The organism is Pseudomonas sp. AC169 (assembly GCF_979258515.1).
In genome coordinates this window covers 6,043,331-6,069,940 of record NZ_OZ409866.1, presented here as the reverse complement: position 1 = coordinate 6,069,940, position 26,610 = coordinate 6,043,331, and the positions used below count along the sequence as shown (strand labels likewise).

18 protein-coding genes are annotated in these 26,610 nt (G+C 53.7%); 4 read left to right on the top strand and 14 right to left on the bottom strand.

Annotation, left to right across the window (positions count from 1 at the left end; translation table 11 throughout):
• Window positions 1–424: 424 nt before the first annotated feature.
• From umuC to ACZZ0G_RS26975, 7 genes are all read right to left on the bottom strand, one after another.
• Window positions 425–1,702 carry a translesion error-prone DNA polymerase V subunit UmuC gene (umuC, locus tag ACZZ0G_RS27005; protein ID WP_463558264.1) on the bottom strand — a complete coding sequence of 426 codons (1,278 nt, stop codon included), beginning with the start codon at window positions 1,700–1,702 and terminating at the stop codon, window positions 425–427.
• Window positions 1,695–2,120: a LexA family protein gene (locus ACZZ0G_RS27000; RefSeq protein WP_463558263.1), complete on the bottom strand. Its 426-nt coding sequence runs from the start codon at window positions 2,118–2,120 to the stop codon at window positions 1,695–1,697. The genes umuC and ACZZ0G_RS27000 overlap by 8 nt, the downstream gene beginning before the upstream one ends.
• A 494-nt stretch (window positions 2,121–2,614) precedes the next feature.
• The gene (locus ACZZ0G_RS26995; RefSeq protein ID WP_463558262.1) at window positions 2,615–3,130 is read right to left on the bottom strand and encodes an SMI1/KNR4 family protein; all 516 of its coding nucleotides are present in this window, start codon (window positions 3,128–3,130) and stop codon (window positions 2,615–2,617) included.
• A 2-nt stretch (window positions 3,131–3,132) separates the two neighbouring features.
• On the bottom strand, window positions 3,133–7,944 hold the full coding sequence (locus tag ACZZ0G_RS26990) for an RHS repeat-associated core domain-containing protein (RefSeq protein ID WP_463558906.1): 4,812 nt from the start codon (window positions 7,942–7,944) through the stop codon (window positions 3,133–3,135).
• Window positions 7,944–8,684 (bottom strand): DUF4123 domain-containing protein, encoded by a 741-nt coding sequence (locus ACZZ0G_RS26985; protein WP_463558261.1) that lies wholly within the window; start codon window positions 8,682–8,684, stop codon window positions 7,944–7,946. Before ACZZ0G_RS26985 ends, ACZZ0G_RS26990 begins: the two co-directional genes overlap by 1 nt.
• Entirely contained in the window at window positions 8,674–10,716 is a 2,043-nt protein-coding gene (locus ACZZ0G_RS26980) for a type VI secretion system Vgr family protein (protein ID WP_463558260.1), read from the bottom strand. Before ACZZ0G_RS26980 ends, ACZZ0G_RS26985 begins: the two co-directional genes overlap by 11 nt.
• Before the next feature lie 130 nt (window positions 10,717–10,846).
• On the bottom strand, window positions 10,847–11,362 hold the full coding sequence (locus ACZZ0G_RS26975) for an Hcp family type VI secretion system effector (protein WP_007919523.1): 516 nt from the start codon (window positions 11,360–11,362) through the stop codon (window positions 10,847–10,849).
• Between the two features lie 400 nt (window positions 11,363–11,762).
• Between ACZZ0G_RS26975 and ACZZ0G_RS26970 the strand changes: the two genes are divergently transcribed.
• Window positions 11,763–12,428: an HNH endonuclease gene (locus ACZZ0G_RS26970; RefSeq protein WP_463558259.1), complete on the top strand. Its 666-nt coding sequence runs from the start codon at window positions 11,763–11,765 to the stop codon at window positions 12,426–12,428.
• 121 nt (window positions 12,429–12,549) lie between these two features.
• Here the strand turns inward: ACZZ0G_RS26970 and ACZZ0G_RS26965 are convergent, their stop codons facing one another.
• Window positions 12,550–14,589, bottom strand: coding sequence for a patatin-like phospholipase family protein (locus ACZZ0G_RS26965; protein WP_463558258.1), 2,040 nt, complete (start codon window positions 14,587–14,589; stop codon window positions 12,550–12,552).
• A 78-nt stretch (window positions 14,590–14,667) separates the two neighbouring features.
• Between ACZZ0G_RS26965 and ACZZ0G_RS26960 the strand changes: the two genes are divergently transcribed.
• Window positions 14,668–15,528, top strand: a complete 861-nt coding sequence (locus ACZZ0G_RS26960; RefSeq protein ID WP_463558257.1) for a DNA/RNA non-specific endonuclease — start codon at window positions 14,668–14,670, stop codon at window positions 15,526–15,528.
• A gap of 99 nt (window positions 15,529–15,627) precedes the next feature.
• Here the strand turns inward: ACZZ0G_RS26960 and ACZZ0G_RS26955 are convergent, their stop codons facing one another.
• From ACZZ0G_RS26955 to ACZZ0G_RS26945, 3 genes are all read right to left on the bottom strand, one after another.
• Complete coding sequence (locus ACZZ0G_RS26955) at window positions 15,628–17,199, bottom strand: hypothetical protein (RefSeq protein WP_463558256.1); 1,572 nt, start codon at window positions 17,197–17,199, stop codon at window positions 15,628–15,630.
• A 313-nt stretch (window positions 17,200–17,512) separates the two neighbouring features.
• The gene (locus ACZZ0G_RS26950) at window positions 17,513–17,728 is read right to left on the bottom strand and encodes a hypothetical protein (protein ID WP_463558255.1); all 216 of its coding nucleotides are present in this window, start codon (window positions 17,726–17,728) and stop codon (window positions 17,513–17,515) included.
• A gap of 84 nt (window positions 17,729–17,812) precedes the next feature.
• Window positions 17,813–17,989, bottom strand: coding sequence for a DUF3606 domain-containing protein (locus ACZZ0G_RS26945; protein ID WP_463558254.1), 177 nt, complete (start codon window positions 17,987–17,989; stop codon window positions 17,813–17,815).
• Between the two features lie 389 nt (window positions 17,990–18,378).
• On the opposite strand from ACZZ0G_RS26945, the gene ACZZ0G_RS26940 reads away from it, so the two are divergent.
• A complete protein-coding gene (locus tag ACZZ0G_RS26940; protein ID WP_463558253.1) occupies window positions 18,379–18,744 on the top strand; it encodes a histone-like nucleoid-structuring protein, MvaT/MvaU family in 366 nt (121 codons plus the stop codon).
• A gap of 117 nt (window positions 18,745–18,861) precedes the next feature.
• Here ACZZ0G_RS26940 and ACZZ0G_RS26935 read toward each other — a convergent pair whose 3' ends face one another.
• Complete coding sequence (locus ACZZ0G_RS26935; RefSeq protein WP_463558252.1) at window positions 18,862–19,830, bottom strand: hypothetical protein; 969 nt, start codon at window positions 19,828–19,830, stop codon at window positions 18,862–18,864.
• Window positions 19,821–20,525: a YaaW family protein gene (locus ACZZ0G_RS26930; protein ID WP_463558251.1), complete on the bottom strand. Its 705-nt coding sequence runs from the start codon at window positions 20,523–20,525 to the stop codon at window positions 19,821–19,823. The genes ACZZ0G_RS26935 and ACZZ0G_RS26930 overlap by 10 nt, the downstream gene beginning before the upstream one ends.
• Before the next feature lie 403 nt (window positions 20,526–20,928).
• Here ACZZ0G_RS26930 and ACZZ0G_RS26925 point away from each other — a divergent pair, with 403 nt between their 5' ends.
• Window positions 20,929–25,218, top strand: coding sequence for a protein NO VEIN domain-containing protein (locus ACZZ0G_RS26925; protein WP_463558250.1), 4,290 nt, complete (start codon window positions 20,929–20,931; stop codon window positions 25,216–25,218).
• A gap of 513 nt (window positions 25,219–25,731) precedes the next feature.
• Here ACZZ0G_RS26925 and ACZZ0G_RS26920 read toward each other — a convergent pair.
• A complete protein-coding gene (locus ACZZ0G_RS26920) occupies window positions 25,732–26,331 on the bottom strand; it encodes a hypothetical protein (RefSeq protein WP_463558249.1) in 600 nt (199 codons plus the stop codon).
• Between the last annotated feature and the right edge of the window lie 279 nt (window positions 26,332–26,610).

The following is a 26,610-nucleotide window of genomic DNA, read 5'->3' as shown; positions in this document are numbered from 1 at the left end:
GTCCACTGGGATGTTGGAAGTGAGTCTGGTCATGCATTGAGTCCGAATGTGGTCCACGGGCTCCTTCAGACTCAGTGCATGCCCAATACATCACCGTCGCTCTACGAAGAGTTTTGCCATTCGTTGTACTTGGGGGAGCAAAGGACCGAGAGCGCTAAGATTCAGTCGCTTTTCTCGGACTGGGTAGACGGACTGGGGATCAGAGATCAGAGCAGTGTTGTTGTCTTCAATTGGACGACGAGGACAGACGCATTTCGCCGAGGGTCACCGCTTCTAGGCCGTCGATGTTTGACAATATGGAATCCAGTGCGCAGAACATTGGCCGCATTAGCCATCTGTTCGACAATGCATGAGTAGGTCATTGTGTGTTCCTTGAACACAATCTGAAACGCACAAAAGACGCCGGATCCTGCATGTATTTCCTCTAACGGCACGAGACTTTCCATAACTGATCGAGTCGGGTGGTGAAGCTCTGACTCATCATTTCTCTACGCATTGCCCAGGCTGGGTTGGCCGGGACACTTGCCGTGCGAAGTGTTCCTCTACCCCAGCGTTGATTGATCTGATCCAGAACGGTCATGACCTTAGTGGCATCTGCGGGTTGAGAAACCGCGAAAAGGTCGTCGGTGTACTCGCCAGGCTGACAGAGGTCGAGCAATAGGACTTCAGCTTTGCTGTAATTGAAGCCTGGGCGGAACAGATGATCGAGCGCGTCAACGGCCGATTTCGTCAGCAATCTCACATCGTCTGAGGGGTAGGGCAGGTCGACCACGACACCGTTGGCATATTTGGCTTCCTCCGGGTTAAACATACCGGTTCGAATGCTCACCCGGATCTTCTTGCATAGCGAATGCTGGGCTCGTAATTTCTCTGCGGCTCGCTGCATGTAGGTGGCCACAGCTTCCTTGATTGGAGGAAGATCTTTGAGGCGTTGACCGAACATCCGACTACAGCAAATTTCCTGCTTCGGTGGATCAGGCTCGTCCAGTTCCAAACAGGGCGTGCCAGCGAGTTCTCGTGCAGTTTTCTCTATCACCACACTGAATTTCTTTCGTAGCGTCCACGGATCTGTCTTGGCAAGGTCCATGGCAGTTCTTATACCCATACCCTCCAAGTGCAATTTCATCCGTCGACCGACGCCCCATACTTCAGCAACGTCGGTATTGCGCAGCACCCAGTCGCGCTTGGCTGAATCGAAAATGTTAACCACGCCCCCGGTCTGGGCCTGTAAGCGTTTAGCTGTGTGATTGGCTAGCTTTGCCAAGGTTTTGGTGTGCGCAATTCCTACGCCCACAGGGATGCCGGTGCAGCGCATGACCTGGCTACGGATCTGCCGTCCAAGCGAATCAAGTTGTTCAATACCAGAGAGGTCGGCAAAGGCCTCGTCAATGCTGTAGACCTCAACAGCAGGCACCAAGGACTCGATGACGGTCATCACCCGTTCGCTCATGTCGCCGTAAAGTGCGTAATTGGATGAGAAGGGTACGATCCCGTGTTGGCGGAGTTTGTGTTTGATCTGGAAGTAGGGCTCACCCATTTTTACGAAAGGCTTAGCGTCGTAACTACGGGCAATGACGCATCCGTCATTGTTGGAAAGTACGACGATCGGCACCTTGGCCAAGTCTGGGCGGAATACCCGCTCGCAACTGGCGTAGAAGCTGTTGCAGTCGATGAGAGCGAAGACGGCAGGGACATTAGACATGGCTGCGCACGCTACCGGTGATGACGCCCCAAATGGTCAGTTCGTCGCTTTCGAGGACATAGCGCGGTGGAAATTTCGGGTTCTCGGACAGCAAAATCACTTCTTTGCCGCGCAGGCACAGGCGCTTGCACAAGGGGTCATTGTTCAGCAGCGCGACGACGATATTTCCGTGAGCAGGTTCGATCGAGCGATCAACGATGGCCAGATCGCCTTCAAAAATTCCGGCGCCTTGCATGCTGTCCCCAGAGATGGAAACAAGGTAAACATGCGGTGCGCGGATATTTAGGACCTCATCCAGCGAGATGTGGGCTTCAATGTGGTCTGCAGCGGGCGAGGGAAATCCGGCAGGTACACTGGATAGACAGAGGGGCAGTTTGCGACCGCCCACAGCGATGGGGCCTAGGATTGAAAAACTCATGACGCACGACTTCCGATACTGTACGAATGTACAGTTAACGTTTTTGGCCTGATTTGGTCAATTTGAGTTCAGAAAAATCTGACAGTCGGGAGTGAGCACGGCAGATTGGCAGTGGTTCTGGACTGCATCTGCAATACTTATCTTGCTCTTGGCTTCAAAGTTTTAGGTACGCAAGGGCAAAGGGTGGGAGACCGGCGAACAGGTGCGTGTCAGGCGCGAATCGTGAGGTCAATGCTGCTCGGCCGACCGCCTGACAGGTGGCTGTTATCGTGCGTAATGCCGTCAGAGAGTCGGCATTGGCTAAAGAAAAGGAGCCAGATTTATTTTCTATACCCTGAAAATAAATCTGTCTTCTTTTTGCTGGACCATTTGCTAGATCTTCGCCGGTCAATATCAAAAGAGCCATGTGGCCAGGAAATTAGGGGTGATTCACCACGGATCCGAGCCTGGAAAATTACCCCTAAAACCGAATGGATACTTTGTTTTGTGGTTTTCTAAAAATTAAACTCGGCGCTGACTATTCCGTCGTCATCTTTTGAGTTGGGTTCATCATTGTCAGGTATGAGGTGCTCGAAAAAATGAGTAAAAGATGGTGCAATTAGAAATAGTGAAGATGCATCATCTTTTGCTTCGTGATACCAGTAATATACTTCTTGTGTGTTTTTGCTAATGCAAAATTGATCTCCTCCACCTGACTCACCAAAAGTGTAGAAATCACCGCGTATTTGGTTCGAGTACATTTCATTTTTGTAGTAGATGTTGTTTGAGTCCGGCGCCAGTCCGTATATTACATCTAAGAATACGAAGCCATCTTTATCGCCGATAGGCATCTTTTTAGGGGTTTTGAATTTTGCCCCATTGGAAAAGACAATGGCTGTCTTGAATTTGTCAAGAAGCTTATCCAGGCTTTCTGGCATTTTAATATCGTCTTGCAAACTATTGCGGGGCGGTTCTGTCTCGAAAGACATCGACTCGGCGCCGAGTTCGTTTAAAATCTTGTCATGTGACATAACTAATTCCTCATGTCCGAAGCAGAGCCGATATGGGGGATGTTTCCATGAAGGTCTGTTGGTATTAACTGAATGGTCTCTTTGTCAAGATGGTGTGGCGTGAGCCCCGCTTTTCGTAAGAGTAGTCTAGCAGCATTGGCACTTCTGAGGCCTCGATCCTCTTTTAGTCTTTCATATACTTTTTTGAAGTCTTGATCTGTTCCATCTAGTACGCCGGGTTTGAATTTGACAGTACCTTTGGACCACTGTGAAAAGTCAGGACGACCATTGACGAAAGGAATAGGCTCCCCTTTGGTTACTTCGTTGACCTCAGGAATGTCAGAGTACCAAGGGCTTTCCCCCGGCTTTCCCTTACCGTCGGGCCCCCAGCGACCTTGGTTCCTTGGGAGTCGGGTGCGGGAGGATTTGCCTTCTGGTGCTCCTGGGCACTCGTCTAAACCTAACGGGTCTACCCAGCCTGTTGGGTTATGGACATATTTATAATTATTCAGCCCCCCCGCCAACTTGATCGGGTCCGGGGTCAAAAAACGCCCAGTGTTCGGATTGTAGTAACGATGGCGATTGTAATGTAGACCTGTCTCGGCATCGAAATACTGACCCTGGAACCGTAAAGGGTTATCGATTTCACTGACTTCCAATGCTGCGAGGTTGCCGTAAGCTCGGAACTTGGCCGACCACATGATTTCGCCGCTGTAATCGGTGAGCTCCTGCGGGGTACCGAGATGGTCGAGTTGGTAATAGAACGGTGTAGCCCTGAGCGGGCCTTCGCCGTCGAGCATCGCCAATGGGCGGAAGGTGCCCGGTTCGTAGATGTAGCTGCGATAGCGGTTTTCAGCGCTTTCCGCGATGAGGCGTTCGCCTTGCCACAGGAACTCGGTGGTGTGGCCGTCGACGGTTTTCTCAATACGACGGCCGAAGGCGTCGTACTTGTACGTCGCGAAGCTACCACCTGGCAGGCTTACACCGATCAACCGGTGTTGGCAGTCGTAGCGATATTCGGTGACCAGTTTTTGCCCGGTACCACGGCCTTCACGGCTCAGGTTGCCGTAGGCGTCGTACTCATAGTGACGATCACCCTGCATCAGCAGGCGGTTGCCTTTGACATTGGCGAGGTTGGCCGCGGGTAGATCGTTCTGACCGAGAAGGTTGCCTGCAGGATCATGTGCAAAGCTTTCCGGCATCGCGCCACGGACGCTGATGAGGCGATCGAGCGGATCATAGTGATAGCTGCGGCTACCTTTGCGACTGTCGTCAATACCGGCCAGGTTGCCGTTGGCGTCGTAGGCATAGCGACGCTGAAACAGATTTTGGTTCCGCTGGCTGACGCTGTGCGCTTGCAGGCGTCCCTGTTCGTCGTACTGGTATTGGCTGAGCAGCAAGCCCTGTTGGCGCTGTTGTTCGCGACCGGCGCTGAACTGGTGGGAGGTCAGGCGTGAGCCGTTGAGGTCGATGCTGCTGAGTTGCCCGCCGGGTTGGCGACGATAATCGAGTTTGCTGCCGTCAGGCAGGCGGCAGTGTTTGAGCTGTCCGACGCTGTCGTATTCGTAGCGCAGGGTGCCCCAGCCTTGGTGTTCTTCGATGAGGCGGTCTTGCAGGTCGTACTTGTAGGCGAGCGGCCAATGGCCGTCGTCGACGTTTACGAGTCGCCCGAGGGCGTCGTAGCTGTAGTGGATTGCCTCGCCATCGGCCAAGGTTTTCACCATTAGTCGGCCAGCAGCGTCACGCTGATATTCAGTGACCAGTTCGCTGCCGTCGTCGCCGAACTCGGTTTTCTTCAGCAGTTGGCCGTTGAGGTCGTACTCATAGGCTGTACGACGACCGTCGAAGCCGGTTTCCTGCTGGATCAGCCCGTTCGAATAGTAATCCAGCTTATAGTGTTCGCCTCGTTCGTTTTCGATGTCGGAAAGCAACAGGCGGGCGTTGTCGTAGCGATAACGCAGTTGACTGCCGTCCGGGTTGATGCAACGGCTGACCAAGTGCAGGTTATCGGCGTATTCGTATCGGGTGATGCGACCCATCTCGTCGCGTTCGGCGGTTACTTTGCCGTAAGCGTTGTAACTGAAGGCGCGGGTCGCGCCGCCGGGAAGATTGATCTGCGCCAAGCGGTCGGCGGCGTCCCATTGGTACTGGGTGATGGCACCGCTTTCGTCCTGCTGAATGACCTGTCGTCCGAAGGCATCGTAGCGGTACTTGCGCTGGCCACCATCGGGTAGGCGTTCTTCAAGCAATTGCCCGAGGCCGTTCCAGGCGAGTTGATGGCGGCTACCGTCGGGATGTGTGACTTCCAGCAAGCGGCCCTGGCGGTCGTAGCGGTAGTGAGTCTCGTTGCCGTCGGGATCAGTCTGTTGGGTGATATCACCCTGGAGGTTACGCTGGTATTTCCAAGTGGCTTCCCCTCGACGGACTACTCGTATCAAACCGTTGTGATACTGGTAGGTAGTCGGTTGATCTTCGGGGGGAATGATTGCAACCAGGCGTCCTGCTTCTTCGTATTGATATTCGGTGACGGCACCAAGCGGGTCTTTTTCAGCGGTCAATCGGCCTTTTTCATCGTAGGCTTTTTGCGTTTGCGCGCCGTCCGGCCCGGTCTGGCTAACTAGTCGGGCGTTTTTGTCGTGTACGTATATCTGCTCACTACCATCGGAGTTGATGGCGGTGACGGTACCTTCGTCGTCCCACATAAAACGCGTATCGATCTGCGTAATATTGGACCACTGACGAATGCATCGGGCCGTCTTGCCTTCGCGCTCCCACTCCCAGTGAAAGATTGCGCCACCGGCCAGTTGGCGTTGCTGGATAACATGCTGATCGTCATAGCGATAGCGCTCGATTTCGCCTGCCGAGTTGGTGGCACTGACCAGTTGGTTATGCTCGTTATACTCGTAGTTGACCAGTGTCTTAACCGTCAGCCACGGGTCTTGGCGTGCACCTCGTTCGTCGTACTCGGCCCGTCGTTGCTGATAGTCCAGAGCAACAATATGCCGATCTTCATAGCGTAAAAACAATGAACGCCCGGCACCATTATCAATGCGCTGTATGCGATCAACCAGGTCATAACTAATATGCAGTTGATTGTCGTAGGCATCGCTAATGGTGGTCAGGCGCCCGGCGCGGAAATGATAAAAGCATGCGTTTTGTCCGGCCTGAGCCAGGATCAGTTCGCTTGGCGCATCTCCCAGGAAAATCGCCGCCTCGGCGAGGCTATTGATGATAGCCGGACGCTGTTCGTTCGGCAGCGGGAACTGGGTCTGACGATTTTCGTTGTCAGTCCACAGCACGCCTTCATCGTTAATTTGTAGACTATGTGATAGTGAATGGCTCCAGCCGTAGCCTAAACGGCTATCGATCTCCACCGCACTGGTGCGGTACAGGCGTGTCCATTCCAACGGTAGCAGACCGTCCAGTTTGCCATCGGCGATAGTCAGGAGTTCCTCGCCGGTGACCATCGAGATGGGGTCGCCCTCACAGCGGGTGTTCTTCGTGCATTGTGCTGCTTGCCCTGCCGGATTCTCGGACTGCTTGGGTACATCCTTAATCTGTTCTTCTTTGACCAGTAGGCTTTGAGGTTCTGTTTTCTTCCGGGCAAACACCGAGGCGTTCGGCTCCTTCAGTGTGGGAGTGTCGACAGTCTTGGGCAGAGGTACAGGGCCACCGCCAGCATCCAAGGGGCTGATGGAGAGGGGGGCCTTTTTGCTCGCGTTCAGCGGAGCATCTTTAGCCTTGAGCATCACAGGTTTAGATAGCTGTGTATGGGCCGGAAGACTGTGCTTGGTACTGGCCGTCATCAGTTGCTCAGCCAGATCCTCAAGGTGTTTGGTGGCTCCCCCGGGCTTCATTTTACTAAGGGCCTTTGTGCCCAGGCGTACGGCCAGGCCGGCGCCGCCGGTTAGGCAAATGCCGATGACCACGTTGATCAGGAATTCGACGCCGATACTTGCGATCACGTTGACGATCACTTGCGGCGGCAGCATGCCTACCCAGGCGACAATCGCCGAGATATAGATGAACATTAGTGGTTCATCGTTGAGTATCAACAAGGCTGAGGCAATAGCTTCTTTGGAAGTGGAATAGAGCTTTTCGAGTTCAAGTTCTGACAAGTAGTCACGAAGCTTTTTGGCGTTGCCTATCGGGTCGGCTAGAAGTCCTACAAGGTCTTTCAAATCATCCCATAGACTGAGCAACGCCTGCTCGAAGCTATCGAGGGCCTCTTGAAGCAAAATCATCACGCGATCCGACCGATCTGCCGCGGAGTAGGCGCTCCATGGCGCTTGGAATTTGCTCGCCCACTCGTTTTTCAACCAGCCGTCGAGATCGCTGATCACACCTTTATAGGAACCATAAAGCGCTTTGACATCAGTTTCAGAGACATCTGGAAAAAAGGTGATGCGATATTGTTTTCCAGGCATGCAGTTTTCGATGGTTTCTATACCGCTGGGGCCAATCACTTTATTGATCGGTGCTCCCACCACGGAGTAGCCAATCAGTGCTTTTTCGACCTGTTCGACGCGCACCGGGGTATTACCGATGGGCACGTAGCGTGCAGTCTCGAATGCATGGATTAGCGTAAATTTGCCGTCCTTAGGACACACGGCAAAGGTCTCGACGGCCCCTGTCCTGGTCCTGCGCTGAGTAACGCTTACTTCGTTGCCGACCTTGAATTTTTGGTCAACGTCCATAACCCAGCGTGTCCAGAAGCCATCCGCCCAATTTTTGTAGTCACTCAGGCAATTATTGAAGTCTTTGAGGATCAGGTTGACGTCGGGTGCTTTGGCGTCCAGTACCTGAAGAACCAAGGTTCCCAGTGGGCTGCTAATCATGCGTTGACTTCCTTTGTCAGCTGGGCGGCGAGGCGCTCTGCCATATCTTCTGTATTCGGTTGATGTCGGACGAAGCGTTCGACTTTGCGGTGCAGGTTGTTTTCAGGAAAGGCGAAATAAAGCTCGGGGCAATCTTCACGCAGCCACTGCATCAGGTTGTCAATTACGGTGGATGGATTCTCCTTATTCAACCCATCCAACAGCTCCTTCGGCACCTCCCACCACGGCCAATCTTTCACTTTCGGCACAACCCTCGTCCCAACCTCCAGCGACTGCCCGTTAATCAGATACCGCTCAAACATCGGCAGTACTTCCCCAGCCTTCTCCCCCAGTCCATGCAGAATCGGATAGATATGCCGCCCATCCCAAAACCGGAAAAACACCTCGGTCCCGTCCGGCATCTTCACCTGCGTCAGACTGCGCAGATGCTCGAACACTTCATTCGGCTCGGAACGCGACACCGCCAACCATCCCCAATCGAGAGCATCGGTTTCAGCGTTCCACGGCAGGAACGCCGAGTTCGGTTTGAGTTCGGTGACGTAGGGCATCACCGGTTGCCAGGTGGAGTAGGGCGTGCCGCCCCAGATCGGGATGAGCTGGGCGGTGGGTTCGGTGAGATACAGGTTTTTCAGCGCGTCGGAATCACTCGCCGCACTAATAACCAGATACAAACGCTCACCAGTCTGCAACGGCTGTTGCGCCAGCCATTCCTTGGGCGTAATTCGATCAGATGGCACAGGCACCTGCCTTGCATTTTTCGCATTCTTCGCAGAACGGCGCGTTACGTTTGAGGGTGTTGATCTGGGCCGGGGTCAGGACCTGGCCGGCCTTGTCGGCGTCGGCCTGTTTCAGGATGCCGGGCATCAACGGGGCGGCGCCGGTGCCGCTGCCGGGACTTCCGCCGGAGTTCATATTGATCACCGGGCCGCTCAGGGTCACGCCGCCGGCGTCGATCTTGATGAAGCTGCCGCCGCCGATCAGGGTCAGCTCTGCGCCGGCTTCCATTACCACTTTCATGCCGCTGCTGAGGTGGATTTCTTGCCCGGCGTCGATGAACTGGCCGGTGCCGATCTTGATGTGCTGATTGACGCCGACGGTCAGGTGGTCGTTGGCGCGGGTTTCGACTTTGCGGTCGGCGTAGACGGTGTGGTGTTCTTCGGCCTTGAACTCGCTGTAGCTGTTCTTTTCGACGGTGTCGTGGCGTTCGTTGCCGACGCGGATTTTCTGGTCGTGCTCGACGTTTTCGTCCCAGTCGCGCTGGGCGTGCAGGTAGATCTGTTCCTGGCCTTTTTTGTCTTCGATGCGCAGTTCGTTGTAGCCGCCACCGCCCATGGAACTCAGGGTCTTGAAGGTGCTGCGGGTCTTGTTCGCCGGCAGTGGATAGGGGACGGTGTTTTCCTTGTGGTACAGGCAGCCGCTGATCAGCGGTTGATCGGGGTCGCCTTCAAGGAAGGTGACCAGCACTTCCATGCCGATACGCGGGATGGCGATGCCGCCGTACTGGGCGCCGGCCCAGGCGCTGGAGACGCGCAGCCAGCAGCTGGTTTTGTCGTCGGCCTGGCCTTCGCGGTCCCAGTGGAATTGCACTTTGACGCGGCCGTACTCGTCGCAATGGATCTCTTCGCCTTTCGGGCCCGTGACCACGGCACTTTGGCTGCCGAGGATGCGCGGTTTCGGATGGCGCAGGGGCGGGCGGTTGGGCACGTCCCACGGCGTGGCCTGGAAGCGGTTGCGGTAGCCTTGATGGAAGTCGTCTTTGAGTGCGGTGGTGTCGCTGGTTACCGACTCTTCGAGGACTTGCGGTTGCTTGCCTTCGTGGAGGACTTCCGTCAGCAACCAGAGGTCGTTCCATTTGGCTTTCGGGTGCGCGGTCAGGGCGAGGAAGTGACCACTGACCAGCAATGGCTGATCGCTTTTGCCTTCGGCGAGCTGGAAGTCGCTGCGATGGCGTTCGAGGGCGCGTTTGGCCAGGTGTTTGCCGCGCTCGCGGTCGATGAAGCGACCGGGGTAATCGTAGTCTTCAAGGTCGGGCAGGGCGTCGCCACGGTTCTCGCTTTCGAGTGTGAGGCGTGGTTTTTCGAAGTCGTAATCGCGGCGGGTGGTGCGGCTGGTACGGGTTTCCAGGCGCAGGTCGAAACGCTTGATCACCGGGTCGCTGGCGACCATGCCGGAATCTTGCTGATAGGCCACAGGTTTGAGTTTCGGGAACACCGTCTGGTCATCGCCGAATACCAGTTTGTGCGCCGTCGCCGTGTGTTCGAAGTGGTAATGGATACCTTCTTCCTCGCACAGGCGCTGGATGAAATGCAGGTCCGATTCATCGTATTGCACGCAGTAGATGCGCTCGGGATAAATCGAGCCGGTCTTGAATTCGTAGGCGTTGCTTTGAATACCGTGTTCTTCGAGGACCTTGCCGATGATTTTCGGCACACTGAGGTTCTGGAAGATGCGCTGGTTGACGCGATGCGCCAGGTACGCCAGTTGCGGGCGCAGGGTCACTGAATAACGGGTCAGGCGTTTGCCGGAATCGCCTTGCGCGGCGCGGTAGATCTGGCCGTGGATGCCGCTGCCGTCGGGCGACAACTGCAGGAAGGCCGGTTTGTGCAGCAGGGTTTCGAGGTCCAGCGACGGCTGCTCACTGACCAGCTCCACCTCGAAGACAAAAGGCTGGCTGATGGCTTCCCGACCGGTGAGGGTAAACACCTGAAAATCGGCGGAAAGCCCTTCGATGGTCAGGGCAAAGTGAGTTTCATTGGCCGGCGCGAACATCCCTTGTTCCTCGTGCTGTACAGCGGCGTGAGTTGACGACCGCAAAACGGCTCAACTTACGCGAAATTCTGGAGGGCGAAAACAACATCGACCAGCAGAGCTGGCCGATGCTTGTAACGATCAGCCGTAATTAAACGACTGGAGCACGCCAGTCATCGGAACCCGAAGTACCGGATACTTCGTGGGTCCAGGTGATTTTGCGGTAGGTGAACTGCACTTCTTCCAGGTGGGTGAAGTGCGAGTTGCCTGGATCCTGGCAGTTGTGCATTTTGTTGTTGATGGCGACGATGATCGCGTCTTCCAGTTTGGTGGTGTAGTAGTGCTCTTGGGTGCCTTGAGCAGAAGTACGGAACCACTGGATAACGATTTCGCTCATGCGCTCGCCGGAGGTCAGAGCAGCTTGCAGCAGAGGCGAAGCCTTGTCGTAGACCTTGGTGATCACGACTGGCTTGTGAACGCGCTGACCGGTTGGCTGACCGGATTGTGGGTCACGCGGGATGATCACGTCGTGGCTGAAAGCCTGAACCATAACCTGGTCTTCGTGGCCTTCCTGGTAGGTGTTGCCTACGGAGTCAGCGGTGAAAGCGCCTGCAGTGATCAGGCCTTGTTTTTCGCCGGTAACCGACATGTACGCTGGTGTTGCCATGGGGTGCTCTCCTTGCGGAATAATTTAAGGTGCCCGGGAGGCGAAATCGCCCGGTGGGTGCCTGACTGTTATCAAGGAGCGTGCCAACAATTGTGGCAGCCATACGGGCCGGGGTGTTTGACTGATTTTCCAGGCGCTTGTGCGAAATAAAGCGCTCGCTCAAGGCAAAAGTGCGCAAGAAGTTGCGCAGCACTGCGCAACTTCTTGCGCACTTGGCTGCAGGCCTTGTACGACGTGGCTCTCAGCGGTTTTGTCAGGCTTTTTTACAAAACAAGTGCGCAACTTCTTGCGAATAATGGCTAATTGACATTGCCGTTGGTTTCGGCCACAACTTACATAGTTCGACCTGATGTGAGTGACCTACCTAAACCAGTGGAACAACTGGGTCTAAGTGAGCCTGATGACTATAAAAAGCCTGAAATTTAGCGGTCCTGAAAAAACCATTCTTGATTCGATCATGCCTGGCGGGAAGAACTGGGCCAGCCACCAAGGCTCTTGCTTGAACACCTGCTCTTACTTCCTTCGATGCAAAGGCGCAGGACCTGCGCAGAAAGTTTGTTCCTCGAAGTGGCAAGACGCCCCGTTGAATGAGGAGAGCGTGAATGTGTTCATTCATGTTCTCGGCTCGTTCGATTATTACGACCAAGGAGATTTTGCCGGAGGAAGTGAAACTGCGGAAATGATCTCCAGATTGCAGACCATGTTCATCAGCGAGAGAGATGACCTTCGAGAAAACTCGAGCTTCGCCGAAGGATCCAAGGCGATGAAAACTCACCTACACACGGAACGAAAAGGGCGTGTGGGATATGAGTTAAAGCTTCAGCGAATGAGTCAGGAACATAGGCTCAGTTGTGCTGCTTGCGATGCCGATTTCTTCGCTCTGTTGGGGATGAAGGCGACACGCGTCATTGAGTGTCATCACCAGCTGCCGCTTTCCCATGAGGATCACACGGGGGAGACGGATCCAGACGATCTTGTGCTTCTGTGTGCCAATTGTCATCGCATCGCTCACACTGACGACAAGCTCTTACGCGTTGAAGCGCTTCGTGATTTCATCCGTTCGTGAGCCCCCGCACCGATTCGGCTTTGCGTTCACCCATCGGGAATGTGCAGCAGGCTTAAACTCTGCCATGGCACACGTTTCCAATTTGCATCCAAGAGGTGGAGGGGGCCAGAAGCGTTCCCCCTCAACAAGGTTCAGGACGCAAATCTGGACGAACACAATCCGCTTGCTGGGGCTTGAGTGTGATTCGCGGCTGCAAAGCTAGCGTGCCATCGGGTTGCAGTTTCAAGGCAGATGCCGCGGTTCTTCCCAACTCCCGGTACGCCCAAAACATATAGGAACTGCTGCTGAAACCTGCCCCTGGAGTGGTCAGTTGAGGGAAAAACAGATACTGATCCTTCGGCCGTATCGTATTGGTGTTGTGGCCATAGTAAGCAGTCACGATACAACTGACCGGATATTCAAGTGTTTCGCATTTTTTGTCATTGAATGCACGTCTTACTGCCTGCTGGTCCCAACCCAGTTTAATCAGCCAAATGCGGCTCGGTGGTAGGCCGCTCTCCGGCGGCCAGATGACTTGTCCGGGCACCACGGGATTCAACCAGGCAGATGTGTTGTACCCCAGTAATTTTGAGTGTGGATTGCCAATCGCACCCTCGCACACTGTGTCGAGTTGCGTCAGTTCACTTGAGAACTTCAAGGTGACTTTTTCTTTCGCCAGCATGCTGCGCAGAGCGCAGAGATCCGCCATGCGTCCTTCAACATCGGCAGCAGCATCTACCACGATCACGTCGCGTGCTCCTCGACGCAGCAAACTGTAGACCCCTAGGTTCTCTGAGTGACCACCATCGCTGAGGTGAAAGCGTTTCGGCGAATCTTGAAACGGGTTCTTTACCGTCTCGCCCCATTCGGCTAATGGAAACATGAAGTTGCGCGGGGAGAGGGATTGCGCGTACTTCTCACCAGCGCCTTGTGCATCCAGCGCTGCGGCCGAGGCGCGAACTGAAGTGCCGAGATCAGCAATGCTGGGCACCCTACCGCGCAGGTATCCGGTGAGCTCTGAACCTTGACCAAAAGGTGTGATTTCGAAGATCCGACTTTGGTCAGTGCCAGCACCCCGTGGGGCATTGCTGGCATTCAAAATCCACAGGGGAATCTTGCCTGTTGATTTGTCCTCGTACAGTACCCTCAGTTGCTGCCATGTGGCTTTGGCGGGGTCCAGATGCCAGCCTGATGTTTGCGGTTTGCCGGTATCGTTCGTGTAGCTGAAGTCCTGATAAGGGCTGGTTCGGGGGTTGGGGTTTAGCGCCCAAGCTCGTTCGATACCGTACTGGTAGGCAGAAGGGACGTCCCCGGTTTTGATGAGAGGTGAGAAGAATACTTCGCCTACACTGGTGATCGCTAGGCGGATCGTTTCCCACCACGGGGCGCCTTGAGCATTGCCAGTAGGAATAGTCTCTGAATATCTGAATACGTCCGGCCAACGCGAGAGGTGAACCTGGCGTCTGTATGGGTCGCCTTCCCGAAAGTGCCTATTCTGCGTGCATTGCTCCATGGTCTTGAATCCATCGGTGCCCTGGCCTGCGAGCTCCAATGCTTTTCGTATTTGCTGCTTAGTCTTGAAGCTGTCTTCGCCGGCGGTGGGTGGCTCCTGCCACCACAGTGGGACGCAATCGTTGAACATGTCGCTGTATGACGTGCCTGCTCTTCGCGCCTCTAAACGTTGGGTGTAATACCACAGCGCGGTATAGCTTCCTCCCGAAACGGTGGACATGGCGTCGAGCTGGGCGAGAACACCGCTGTCATTCAATCCTTGGAGAACGCCATGCGCAAACATCGCTGCGCGCGTTCCACCTCCAGAGAGGGAGAGTCCCACGGCGATTGGGGCGCCGGACTGAGGTTCGGTCGCGTAGTCAGCACTTAAGGTTTTTGCCGTGATCTGCGCCAGCGGACGCAGAGGTTTGACGCCTGGAGCTTGTCCCTTTCGACCTTCGTCCCACTTCTCGGGAATGGTGCTGCAGTTAGCAAGTACACCGACGAGGCCAAGCACTAGAAAATGCCCGGCGAAAGTGGCTACAGTCCTTGTCATGATCTCAGATCCTGGGTAAGTGCCGCGATCGGGTGGCGCAGCAGCTGAAGTATAGCTGCGAGTAGTCACATACACGTTGGCTTGATCAGGATGGATTGGTGGGGAACAAATCCCCGGCCATTTCTTGAAAAACATATTCCGAAATGACGCTTTGTCGTACGTAAGAACGACCTTAGACTTGCCGCCTTTTGAAAGGCCAACCAAGTGCAAGGAATGCTAAAAGTAAGACTGCTCTCACTGCTCCTCATCCCGTTGATAGGTGCCTGCACAGCACCGCGGATGCTAGATACCGCCACTACATCTGAGCGACTCAAGCCGTCGTCGGGTGATGCGACTGACAACTGCTTGGTTGGGTGTCCAACGGGCGGTAGCGAGATGACCTTGTATCGTCAGGCCTATACCCTGAACAACAACGGAACCACCAAGTTCGCGAACTGGGTGGCTTACAAGATTACGAAAACAACACCCGCCAGTGGGCGACCTCGTAATTGGAAGACCGATCCAGACGTACCCTCAAGTGAAACACTCACCCCCAGCGACTATAACGGGGCAAGCGCTGCTTTGAAGATCGATCGCGGGCATCAGGCGAACTTGGCGTCCTTGGGCGGGACGTCTGATTGGCAGGCGCTCAATTACCTGACGAACATCACTCCGCAGAAGGCGGATCTCAATCAGGGCGCGTGGGCTCGGCTTGAGGACCAGGAACGCAATCTCAGCAAAGCCGCAGATGTTGATGCGGTTTATGTGGCCACCGGCCCGCTTTATGAACGAGCGATTGGTTCGCTGCCTGGCACCACGAAGGCACACATAATTCCAAGTGGTTACTGGAAGGTCATCTTCATTGGTAGTACGCCTGCTACCGGTCTCTACGCCGCGTTCATCATGGACCAGAGTACCCCTCGTGCGGCCAATTTTTGTGATTACCAGGCCACCGTTACGGAGGTCGAGAGGCGTTCCGGATTGAATCTGTGGAGCGGATTGCCTTCAGATGTACAGGCGAACTTGAAGGTGAGGAGAGGGCTTCTGCCATCAAGAATAGGTTGTGAAGTCTCTCAACAGACTTCCGCCAGGTAGAGAGTCACGAACTGATAAAGGATAGGTGTGGATCTTCGATCCACACTGCTCCGGGCCGAGCCACCCAGCAGTATTACTGGCTGGCCGGCAATGGGTTCTTTATAGCTGGTGATCGTATCGAGCTATTTTCAACATGCCATAAACGTAGTTCAGTTTTTCTTCCGTTGGCTCGTCGTTGCGCAGCCATCGAACCTTGATGTCTAGATACTGTGCCCACTCAATCCCTTTCTTGAATCTGCGTCGACTGTCGTTCTTGGCGGCCACTTCGATGAATTGATTTACTAGGTCGTACTGATACTTGCCGGCACGGTATTTGGCGTACTCAAACGCGACCTGATAGTGGTCTAGGGCTGCTACGAATTCACCTTGGCGGTAGTGGTAGACCGCCCGTAGCCAAGGTGCCATCCAGCATAGGTGGTCTTCAAGGCCAAGCGAGTTAATGCGCTCAGCGTATTCGTCGATGGTCGACCAGTGAGTGCATGGGTCATGCTTGAGGGTGAAGCCCTGGTTTAGCATGTCGAAAAAACCCTCAGGCGGGCTCAATAGTAGCGTGCGCTCATAGAGGTCCATGCGGGTGCATACTGCAAAGCGACCGTATTCGATGGTCAGTGCAGCGATGATTTCATCCGGGATTGGGGTGCCAACATTTGCACTTTCAATCTGCTGCAGCGTATCTGCTACGTGATCAACTTTTGCATCGAAAAAGCCCCAGAAATCACTACACGCATGTTGCCATGTCACCCAAGCCATCTCAGGCGACGCTTGTCTTTGCATCACCGGGTGTATCTCGGTTTTGAATTCGTTGACGTCCTCCGCTATCCATCGCGAGTAGTCTCGGAATTGATTGCAAACATCCTCCAGATACTTAACGTCGTACGCTTGGGAAATCAGCTCTGCGATGTAGCTCGTTACCCTGGCCAACACCAGGCTTGTCAGAACGCTCGCTTGAACGGGAGGAGGAATCTCTCGTCCGCACTCAGCGAGCGTGTTGAAGGAGTTTGTGAAGTTCTTTATCAGTGCAGGAAGGGCCGGAGGCGAGGGGTTTCTGATCCAGTTGATGGCATTATCAAGGTTGTGCTGAAGCGCGTAATCATCGGAGGCTGCGTTCTTTCCAGGATAATGAAACTGCGTCTGCGAAATGCCACAGCGAGCGTAAGCCCAACGCATGACTTTAGCCAAAGGCATCGTCATCTCGCCGGCGCTGGTTATCGACGGTAGATACCAGAATTCGTCCTTGGGCGTTTCCAGTTGAAAGTCCGCGATTTTGTGCCGCAGCAGGCTCTGGTTCAGCGAGATCACTAGCAGTGGGACTGCCTTGATCGAGATAAAGTATCGAAGGGTCTGGGCCTTGCTCAGAAATGTCCCTTCAGTACGGACGACTTGGTTGTAGCCGTAATGCAGGTCAGACAGTGGATCACCTATGGCTTGCATCATTCGTGTACTGGGTAGGTAACCCATTAGCATGCCGCCGAGCAGTCGGACAGCTTCGCCAAAGTTCGAAGCCAAGTGACCTTCCTCTTTGGCAAGTCGCTCCAACTGCTTCTGAATGTTTTTTTTGGCTGTTTCATCGAATTCATCACGATCCGCCTCCTTGCGAGGAAGCACGCCAAACGCATCGAAAGCGAGCCTGATCAACTCTCCCTGACTTGCGAAACAAACTTTTGAGCTCATATTGAATCCTCAATCCCCCGGTCGAAACCGGGGGCGCCGTCCTAGCGTTGGTTAGGGTTCAACTGCTTGCCACGGTTACCGTGAACATGGGCATTCGTCGGGTTTGTACCCGTAGTTCCGCGGTTGTTGTTCAGAGCGTCAGATCTATCGTTACGCTGCTGGCGTACTGAATCGGCTGGCGTGCTTTTTTTGGACATGTGATTCTCCGAATGAGTAGGTAGGGCAGTTGAATGCTATCCACTGGATTCGGATGATGATCTAGGAAAATTGGCGACGAACTTTTCTGGAGATGATTGGGAGGTTCCCACAGCCTTCATTGTTCGATGGATATATCGATCAGCGCCAACGTCATCTTGATGAAGTCTTCATTTCGGTCGATCGCTGCGAGGGCTTCTCGGACATTCTCCGCAGTGTCTGATGAACCTTGCTGCTCAACCCAATTCGACAACTCCATGATGGCTGCCTCCAGTGCGAGTTGGTTCTCGTGGATCTTGGAGAGAAGCGGTGCCATCAAGTCTGAATTCGGCATATTTGACTCCGTCCGGATTGAAGGCGGTTAGGCCATATTCACATCGAGAAAAAGCCCTACCGTGACGTAGGGCACTTTCGAGCGTTATTTCCCGAGTTTTTTGCGTACATCATCGACCATCGGGCCAACTGCTTTAACTGCGGTCTTGAGCTGGTCAACGGTGACACCGAACTCCTTGGACCAATACTTCAACTCCCATTCTTCGGAAGTGTTCACTCGTTTTCTGTCTTGCGGCCCGCGGTTGTGCAGATCATCAGCCATGTCGATCTCCTTGGTTGTAATTGGGGGTTCTCAGAAGGCTTGAGCATAGGTCATAACTGAGGTTTGGAGGCGCGATATGGGTACGGTAGGAGCGACCGGCCGCAACGGGGGAGCCCCTTTGATAAGGGTGCAGAAGGAGTGACGCAAGTGCTCTGCTGAGACTGCTGACGATCTATGGATGGCGGTTGCCGAGCGCCTGCTAACTAGGATTATTTGTTTAGTGTCAGGCGAGAAGGGGGGGAGTAGGGATCAACGTATAAGAACTTAACGCTTGTGGGGCTCAGACGGATAGGTAGAGCGATTTGAATATGGAGCTACTTTTGATGGGAACCAATCTGTTAGATTTGATTTCAATTTAGTTGTGATCTCTACCCACCCACGAGGTTTCCATGTCCAGACTCGCAGAATTTCGCCAGCTCGAAAAACATCTCGCTGAACAGTTGCAGGCACTGGAGGCATTGAAGGGGGATGCCGGCCTAAAGAAGGAAATTGAGTTCGAAACGAAGATTCGTGATTTGCTGGCCAAGTACGGCTTTAGCCTCAAGGACGTCATCAACATTTTGGATCCCCAAACGGGTGGCCGCGCTTCAGCGGCTCCTGCCAAAAAGGGCAGTCGTAAGGCGCGTCAGGTCAAAGTCTATAAAAATCCGCACAGCGGAGAGACGATCGAAACAAAAGGCGGCAATCATCGGGGGCTGAAGGCTTGGAAGGAGCAGTATGGCTCTGACACAGTGGAATCATGGCTCAGCAAGTAGTGAGTCGCCAGCTATTAAAGAGCCCTTGCGGGCTCTTTTTTGCTTATGTCCAGGCTTCCGATTTCTGAGGGGTAGGGCATGTAAACGTCAGAACACAGTGGTTCTTGTTGCCACTTTTTAGGCGGCAACCAACAATATTTCCTTGGAGTTTGAAGCCTGTTTAAGGAGTCCTGGATGTTGGATTTCGATACTCATGACATCGGCTTGGTAAGTTAGTGCCGGCATCATTTTCTTGCCGAGCTGCAGGAAGTTAGTCAGATCCGTGAGGTGTGACTGGGTGACCCGCGCTGCCAGACGGCGATCGCTATTTAATACTTCGATGCGCCTCTCGTTTAGGTTTCGAAGATCGCTCCCGAGCTGCGTTAAGCATTCTTGGCTAAACCTAGGTGCACCTGATTTCATCTGTACGTGCGCCAGCATGAGGCCTAGGTTGACCAGGCGATCCTGAAGTAGCGAAATCTCGTTCAAACGGTCGATGTTGCTGGCTGCTTTGGGGGCGTGCTTTTCCAGCACCAGCTTGGTGAACTGATACTCCTTATGGAAAGGTGCTATCAGTGCTCTCAGCTGTTGAACATCTTCCTGCTCGCAGAATTGCCGGGCGGTGAGGAGCAAGGCACGGAACTGGGCTTCATCGATCAGTATATTGCGTTCATGACCTTCGCGGACCAAATTCCATGTTTGCTCGATGGCAACCGACTGCGCCTGGATTTGATCGCTGATCTTGTTCAGCTTTTTGCAGACGATCACGAACCCTGCCGTAGTGACTGCCAGGTTCAGGCCGGAAAGGAGTAGGTTCGCTGATTGCAATCCTTGGAGCACGTTCATGCTCTGCTGTAGTTGGCCCATTCCTCCTTGCAGCGATTCGAGCCCACTCGTCAAAGTGGACTGAAGGTTTTGAAGACTTTGTTGGGTTTGTAGGGCGTCCTCCGGGAAAAGGAGGTGGCCGACGATACGCCCGCCTTTCGAGCTTCCAGCAGCATGTCGGACGACGCCGCCAAATAGCTCGTATTCTCCACTTTGGAGTTTGGCCAACAATCCAGGAATATCGGGCAGGGAGCGCAGAAGCGCTTCGACGTTTATAGACATGCGCGTAGTTTCTCCACATAGGCTGCGAAATCAGCTTCAAGTCGAATGCGGCGGATCTTGGCCACTTGGAGCACCGCCGGCACGGTAATGCGAAACGCGGGTGCTGTTGACTGATAGATCGTGGCGCTAGCAACGCCAATGGCCAGCGGAGCCGCGACCAATGCAGCTAGTCGACCACCGATAGCGCCCGCGACTCCTGCGGCACCTCCGGTTGCTACGAAGCCAGCAGCGGTACCGCCGGCTGCAGCCAAGGTGCTTACGACCTGTCCAATGTAGTTCGTCAGAGCTGTGCCGTTCAGCCCCTCTATTGACGCACTCTCTCCAATGTATTTGTGAACGGCCTGGCGGATGACGATTTCTTCTATTGCATAGATGTCATCTGTTGCATTGGGTTTCCCATCAAGCTTTTTCGCGACATCACTTGCCAGCTCCAGATATTCCACACTGTCTGATCTGAATAGGTTGGCGATGCTGTTGCTGCCGAATGCCCGGATCTCGCTCTCCAAAACATCGGGGATCAACTGAAGCTTTCCCTGTGCTTGGCGATTCAGGATGACCTTTTTAATCGAGCTGTCGAGAGCGATTCTACCCTTGCCGTTATCTGTAATCAGATCCGCCAAGACCTCCAGGTCTTCCGACGATGCATTTGAGAGCAGGTCGGTTAAAGACCGCTCGCGTGGCACTACAAACTCCATGTATCCCCCTTTGGTGCTCTGTTAACACTGCGTACGTTACGGTGCTTGCGAAAATGCTTGAGCAACGCTTCGCTGGTGAGGCTTCTGAAAGGTCGGCCTTAAGCATGGACAATCTGATGGCACTTTGTACATATCTTCCACTACTATTGTCTGATAACAGGAATTTTCCGAACGCTCATCAGGACTCACGGAATGGATACCGGCACCGAACAGGAAGCCCGGCGTAACAGCGCCGGTTTCGTCCCTTTTTTCGTTATATCTAGGCACTTGATCTATACAGAGTGTATTGGATTCAACGCAGTCACTCGTCCACTCGCGCAATCTTGCCGCATTGACCTCACGGCCGGGCCGCTAGCGCTGTGAACCATGAGTCTGCGATCAATTTAAACGCGAGGTGCGATGTTTGAACGATTTAATGACTGGCAAGAGCACCAAAACTTTGGAAGTTTCGGCTAATACAAAGCCAGCTAATCAACCAATACGTAACCGCGTAAAAGCACGGGTACTTCAACCCTCTGTTGAAGAAAACGACTACGTGCCACCTGACTTCAGTGGAAGCCGGCAGACACGCATTGGCTCGAGCATCATTGAGCAGTTTGTTGCTGGGCATGATGCAAGCGACGTACTTCGTGAACTCGTCCAAAACGAATATGACGGCGGCGGGGAGTCACTGACGCTTAAATTCGGCAGCAATTCGCTTGAGGTAGTCGGTACCGGACGAAATATTGATCGCAAAGGGTGGGAGCGTCTTTCGGTAATTGTCGGAACTGGCAATGTCATCGGTAGCAAGCAAGCAGAGGTTGTAGCGCCTAAAGAAAACGGCATCGGTTCTAAGAACTTTGGCTTACGCTCGTTATTTCGCTTTGGTGATGAAATACACGTTCGTTCTGGTGGTCAGGTCGCGTTGTTAGATCTTCAGACACAGGAAACAGGTCGAGAACGGGACCTTGCTTCGTCGCGGAAGAAAGGTGTTCGTGTACATGTACCATATCGACATAAATCGACCGAGAGGCTGGAGGCTTTTACCGTCGAGCGTGAGGAGCACGCCCTTGACCTGATGGCCGCAGGCCTACCAGACACGCTAGTGAAACTAGCGCTCAGCGGAAAAAAAAGAGGGCTGCGCGAGGTCAATGTTCGATCGGTCCGTACAGGCCGAGAACTCTTATGGAAGCAGGATGCGAAGCGGGAGCGCACTTCAGCTGCGCGCATCACTATGATAAAGAGGTCAGGAAGACTCGTTGACGAAGGCAGGCAGCGAATCGCCTTCCAAGAAGACGAATTTTCGCGGGCGATTGAAATTCCGATTAGATTCTTAGGTCGGCATTTCCCAGCCTATTACAGTCAGTCAGGAGGTAAGTTGAGTCTTGCTGTATCACTTCCGATCACTCGTCGGCGAATCGATCTCCGACAACACGGCCATCTTTACTACCCGTTGAAAGCACCTGCGTCTGCCACTGGCTGCGTCGTCAGCATCAGTGCTCCATTCGAACTCAACACAGATCGAAGTGCCATCACCGACCATGAGTGGAACGACTGGCTGATCGATGAGGCTGTCGAGCTGACGATTGAGCTCCTTAAGAATGATTGGTTCAGTCGATATGGTGCGGAGGCATTTAAGGCGTTGATCACCAGCGTTAACTTCGGTTCGACACGATTCTCAAAAAAACTACTTCATCGGCTTGCGACGGACGCTTGTTGGCCCACGGGCGATCCGTCCAATCCATACCTCGTACGTGCAGCAGAAATTGTACTTCCCACCGACATCGAGCTACATGGTTTTCTCAGTGCTGATCGCTACCTTGCACCTAAACTTTCAGGTGATGAGACTTTGTCCAAGTTGGCGGCGGAGTGCGGTGCTAAGCGATTCACTATTTCATCGTTGGTAAGGTTGCGATGCGCGGGGAATGATTCAAAGAGACTTGAAACGAAGGTTGGTGACGACGTCGATTATCAATTCCTGGATTACCATGGAGCCCAAACCGACGTCGGCATGCAGAAACGCCAAGCTTCGGCGCTGTCCGCTTATCCTCGAAAATTAAATAAGCTTAACAAGGCTGACTTGGCTAATACGGCATCGACTCTTAACGCCGTCGGCGAACTCTTACCCGCTGTTCGGCTCATGATCGTAAGTCCAGAGCTTTGGGACGATTGTCCTGAACCATTGGCCAACCGGCTCCACCCTGAACTCATTCAATACAAATCCATTTCAAATTTCTGCCGTGTTTTCGACGAAGAACAGTGGTTGATTGACGCCGCTGGCCGCGCTTCCTCTGCGGCGGGCGATGATCGGGAGCGTGAAACTCTTTATAAGAAGCTGCTAACTAGCAACAAGCCCATCAGCCGACTTGCTCTATCGGCGCTACGGAACAATCCTGTTGTCAAGAATCAACGTGGCCAATGGGTCTCACCGTCAGCCATGGTGCACCTCAGTAAGGCCTTGGCCAAAGACCTTAACCTGGCGATAGACGCACCATCAAATGAAATGCTGAAGGCGGCAGGATTGATCACCCGCTTGCGGATCCGTAACTCGCTAAACGGTTCGGATCTAGTTCGATACGCTCGCGCGGTTTCGGAACGTCCCGAAATAGCGGAACGATTTGAAAAGTTACTCGCTGATAATCTCAATTTGCTACTACCTGCGATCATCGATGTGCTGCGGGACATCCCTTGCCTGATGTCGCGGGCGGGGCAGCTCTCCGCCCCGTGTATGCTGCACCTCGACACGAAAGCCAATCGACTATGTATTGATGAAGACTGCCTGATTGTCGGAGGGCGTAACGAGCTTCTCTATCGAAAGCTTAAGCTCTCTGTCATACCGGGTTCGGAAACTTTAATCGAGCTCATCGAACGTCGAGCGCAGGAGCGATTGGCCCCTCATCGGCCGGATCTGATATATCCGGCACTTGTCGAAGCCATTAAGCGTGAACGACGCAGCAGGTCTGAATTTAATAGCAAGCCGATTTGCTGGGTGCTCGGCAGTTATTATCCGCCCTCTGAGATTCTCGTTGGTCCCAGGATGGGAACCCCGCTAAGCGAAGTATTTCCTGTTTACAACCATGCCGATGTAGTCGGAAGTGCTTATCTTGCGCTTGGTGCGGTGAGCCAACCTAATGACTCCCACTGGTCACGCTTCTTCGAGCACGTAGGAACCGTATGGGCAAAGGATTCACCTGTAACATCAGATAGACGGGCAATTCTTTTGGAAGCCTACCGGCTGCGCAGGCATTTTGGATTACCACCGGGGCTTGAGGATGTTCGCTGCTTAATCGACGATCAAGCGCGATTCTTCTCTCTTCGAGAGTTGCGTGCGGAAAAGCTTTTAGAACCAGACTTTCCTGCGCTTGAACAAGCGCTTCGAAAAGCCAATAGTGCTACCGGGGTCGTTGACAGTTCAGACCACGTCCGTGCATTTTTTTCAGGGCTTGGCATTCGTCCACTTTCAGCAATCGCTGGTACAAGCGAGTCGGTACCCGGTCTGGCCGGTCGACCTCCGTTTTGGTTCAAACCCAAGCAAGCCGAGCGTGTTATTGCCATTCTTCACCGGCCGCTTTTTGCGCATGCACTGTATGAAGTTGCCTATAGAAACCGGCATGGTCATAAAAGTTTCTACCCTGCATCGCTATCGATGATTAAACGAAACCTCCTCAGCATCCGAGAGGTTGTTTTTTTTTCAAGCATGGAACGTCGATACAGCGTCGCTGGGACGAGTGTTGTGGTTCCAGCGCAGGTAGCTGTTAGTGAAACGCAGATATGTGTCGTTGCGCCGAAGAATAAAAATAGATTTCAGCTGTTGCTGGCTGAGGCGCTTGCAGAGATTGCCGGGGCGACCAGCGTTGCAACGATGCGCGGCATCGCCAATGCATTTCTTCCGTTACTTCTCTGCGCCACGCTTGAAGACTTAAGAGATTACCTAGAGCAGATGGGACTTTCTAACTTCCGATCATTCTCTGCGAATCTCGAGGAGTCAGATGTTGAAAGTGACGAAGACGAGGACGAGGACGAGGATTTCGAAGAGCTTGCATTGCGGCAGGTCTTCGACAACCTGAATACGTCAGGTTCTAGTAGTAGTGAGGTAGTCGAGCCTACTGAGGAGGTGGCGCCACGCATAAATCATGCTCCACCACTACTTCCGCCTTTGGTATCTCCATTCTCATTACCAAATCTCGAAGACGTTTCGCTGACGGTTGCGCCGACCCTGGGAGTAGAAATAGAAACACGCGAAGATGGCGTTCGTGGTGGTGGCGGAGGAACCACGGGCGTCTGGCTGCCGCCCACGCCTGCAGAAAATGAGCGCGCTATCCATGTGGGGCGACGCGGCGAGGAGCTGGTTTACCGCATGGAACTCCAGAGAGTGCGGGAGATGGGGTATGAGAATCCTGAGCAATACGTCATATGGACATCGCATGACGAGCCGGGCGCCGACCATGACATTCGCTCAATTGACGCTAATGGGCAACAGAGGTGGCTCGAAGTGAAATCTACTACAGGTGTCGATGGCCGTTTTGACTGGCCCCGCAGGGAGTTTGAAAAAGCGTTCCGTGAGCGCGACCGCTACGAGTTGTGGCGTGTTTATCGCGTCGCAGATAAACAGCCCGTGGCAAAGTGCTTTCCCAATCCTTCGCGCATGCTTGGATCGCGGCAAATCACACTTGAGCTCGGGATGTTGCGGGCTAATATTGAGAAGCTGGCGTGAGTCGGATTCTAGGAGCGCGACTCAAGGAGAGGGATGTCATGAGAGCTAAAGTCGCTGCGCTTTTGTGTTGTTTGGGGTTAGCGGTAGCCTCTGCAGCACAGGCTGAATGTCACGGCGAAGGGGAGTACGTGGTCTGCTCGGATGTCGAGACAGATGACGACGGCGATGTTCACGCAAAATCCTGGGATACCCAAGGCAACAGTTATCAGATCGATACCGAGACTAGGCCATATCTGAATGGGCACGAGACGCAGTCCTCTGACAGCGATGGCAACAGCTATTCAATCAGATCTTGGACTGATAGCAGCGGTTCTCACTCTGAAGACAGTGAAGGAAATATCTGCACGATTACGCCGACTGGGCAGATGATAGGTTGCGGGGAGTAATGCTATTGAGTGATGAGCCTCATCGCAACGACGAGGCCCGTCACTGGCACAGCTCAGAGCTTCAAAAGTAAGCTTTCAGATAGCTTGGTTGAGCGTTCAAACATGCTCCGGATACCAATAGCTGTTTTCAGTTTGGATTACACCAGGCAGGTATCCATACCTCTCTCTCAGTACTCGTTGCAGATTCACCGTATCTGCTCCCGAGCGTATCTTGAATCATCGCGACGTAGGCTTCAAAGGTAGGATGCTTGCGCCAATACTTGCCATGAATCGCAGCTGAAAGCGATCGATCAAACCAGCCGCGTAAAAGCATCAGAACGCCCTCGGCCCTGACCTCCACGGACTGATCAGATTCAGCCTGCGCTCGTCCATTACGTTTCATGAGCTCCCGTTGGACGAAGTTACCGGGTTGGTAGCCCAGCGCTACGCAAGCCTCGTGAAATTGCTCATGGATTTTGCGATGTGAGTGAAGATCCGCCTTGATGTCTGGAGCAAAAGTGAACTCACAGTAGGCACATTTGCTGACTCGGTCAGCATCCTCCGAAGGATGGACATGAAGCATGACCCACCTGTCGTACAGACATTGCGCTTCATGATAGTCCCGGACACCCAAATACTGCGTGGCTGCTTTGTCCAGCCGTTGGCCTAGTTTCAGAGTGGGGTAGGTGCTTTCAAGCTGTTTGGCCTGACGTTTGACCTGCTTGATATGGATAGAAGTAACTTGCATTACAGCTCCCGGAAGGGCTGTGCCTGGCGTCCACTACGAGGTCACCTGATTGGGGGTCAGGTTAGGTGTTTCGACCAATCACGATAGTGCAATTGCTTCGCCTATGTGGACGGCTGGTACCTACCGGATACCTTAAGGGCTGGAGAGTAGCATTCGGGAATAGGCGAATCAATTGATCAAAAATATCACCGTGTGTCTCCACGATCCGTGCCTGAATGATCGCTCAATGGCTTTGAATTGTGACCAAAATTGGAGGGGTGTGTGATAATGGCTCAATGG

Bases quoted from the DNA above. Each gene is read 5' to 3' on its own strand.
- ACZZ0G_RS26945 (WP_463558254.1), bottom strand. From the start codon at position 17,989: ATGGCTGATGATCTGCACAACCGCGGGCCGCAAGACAGAAAACGAGTG.
- ACZZ0G_RS26930 (WP_463558251.1), bottom strand. From the start codon at position 20,525: ATGGAGTTTGTAGTGCCACGCGAGCGGTCTTTAACCGACCTGCTCTCA.
- ACZZ0G_RS26995 (WP_463558262.1), bottom strand. From the start codon at position 3,130: ATGTCACATGACAAGATTTTAAACGAACTCGGCGCCGAGTCGATGTCT.
- ACZZ0G_RS26940 (WP_463558253.1), top strand. From the start codon at position 18,379: ATGTCCAGACTCGCAGAATTTCGCCAGCTCGAAAAACATCTCGCTGAA.
- umuC (WP_463558264.1), bottom strand. From the start codon at position 1,702: ATGTCTAATGTCCCTGCCGTCTTCGCTCTCATCGACTGCAACAGCTTC.
- ACZZ0G_RS26920 (WP_463558249.1), bottom strand. From the start codon at position 26,331: ATGCAAGTTACTTCTATCCATATCAAGCAGGTCAAACGTCAGGCCAAA.
- ACZZ0G_RS26975 (WP_007919523.1), bottom strand. From the start codon at position 11,362: ATGGCAACACCAGCGTACATGTCGGTTACCGGCGAAAAACAAGGCCTG.
- ACZZ0G_RS26950 (WP_463558255.1), bottom strand. From the start codon at position 17,728: ATGCCGAATTCAGACTTGATGGCACCGCTTCTCTCCAAGATCCACGAG.
- ACZZ0G_RS26965 (WP_463558258.1), bottom strand. From the start codon at position 14,589: ATGTTTTTCAAGAAATGGCCGGGGATTTGTTCCCCACCAATCCATCCT.
- ACZZ0G_RS26980 (WP_463558260.1), bottom strand. From the start codon at position 10,716: ATGTTCGCGCCGGCCAATGAAACTCACTTTGCCCTGACCATCGAAGGG.
- ACZZ0G_RS26960 (WP_463558257.1), top strand. From the start codon at position 14,668: ATGCTAAAAGTAAGACTGCTCTCACTGCTCCTCATCCCGTTGATAGGT.
- ACZZ0G_RS27000 (WP_463558263.1), bottom strand. From the start codon at position 2,120: ATGAGTTTTTCAATCCTAGGCCCCATCGCTGTGGGCGGTCGCAAACTG.
- ACZZ0G_RS26935 (WP_463558252.1), bottom strand. From the start codon at position 19,830: ATGTCTATAAACGTCGAAGCGCTTCTGCGCTCCCTGCCCGATATTCCT.
- ACZZ0G_RS26955 (WP_463558256.1), bottom strand. From the start codon at position 17,199: ATGAGCTCAAAAGTTTGTTTCGCAAGTCAGGGAGAGTTGATCAGGCTC.
- ACZZ0G_RS26970 (WP_463558259.1), top strand. From the start codon at position 11,763: ATGACTATAAAAAGCCTGAAATTTAGCGGTCCTGAAAAAACCATTCTT.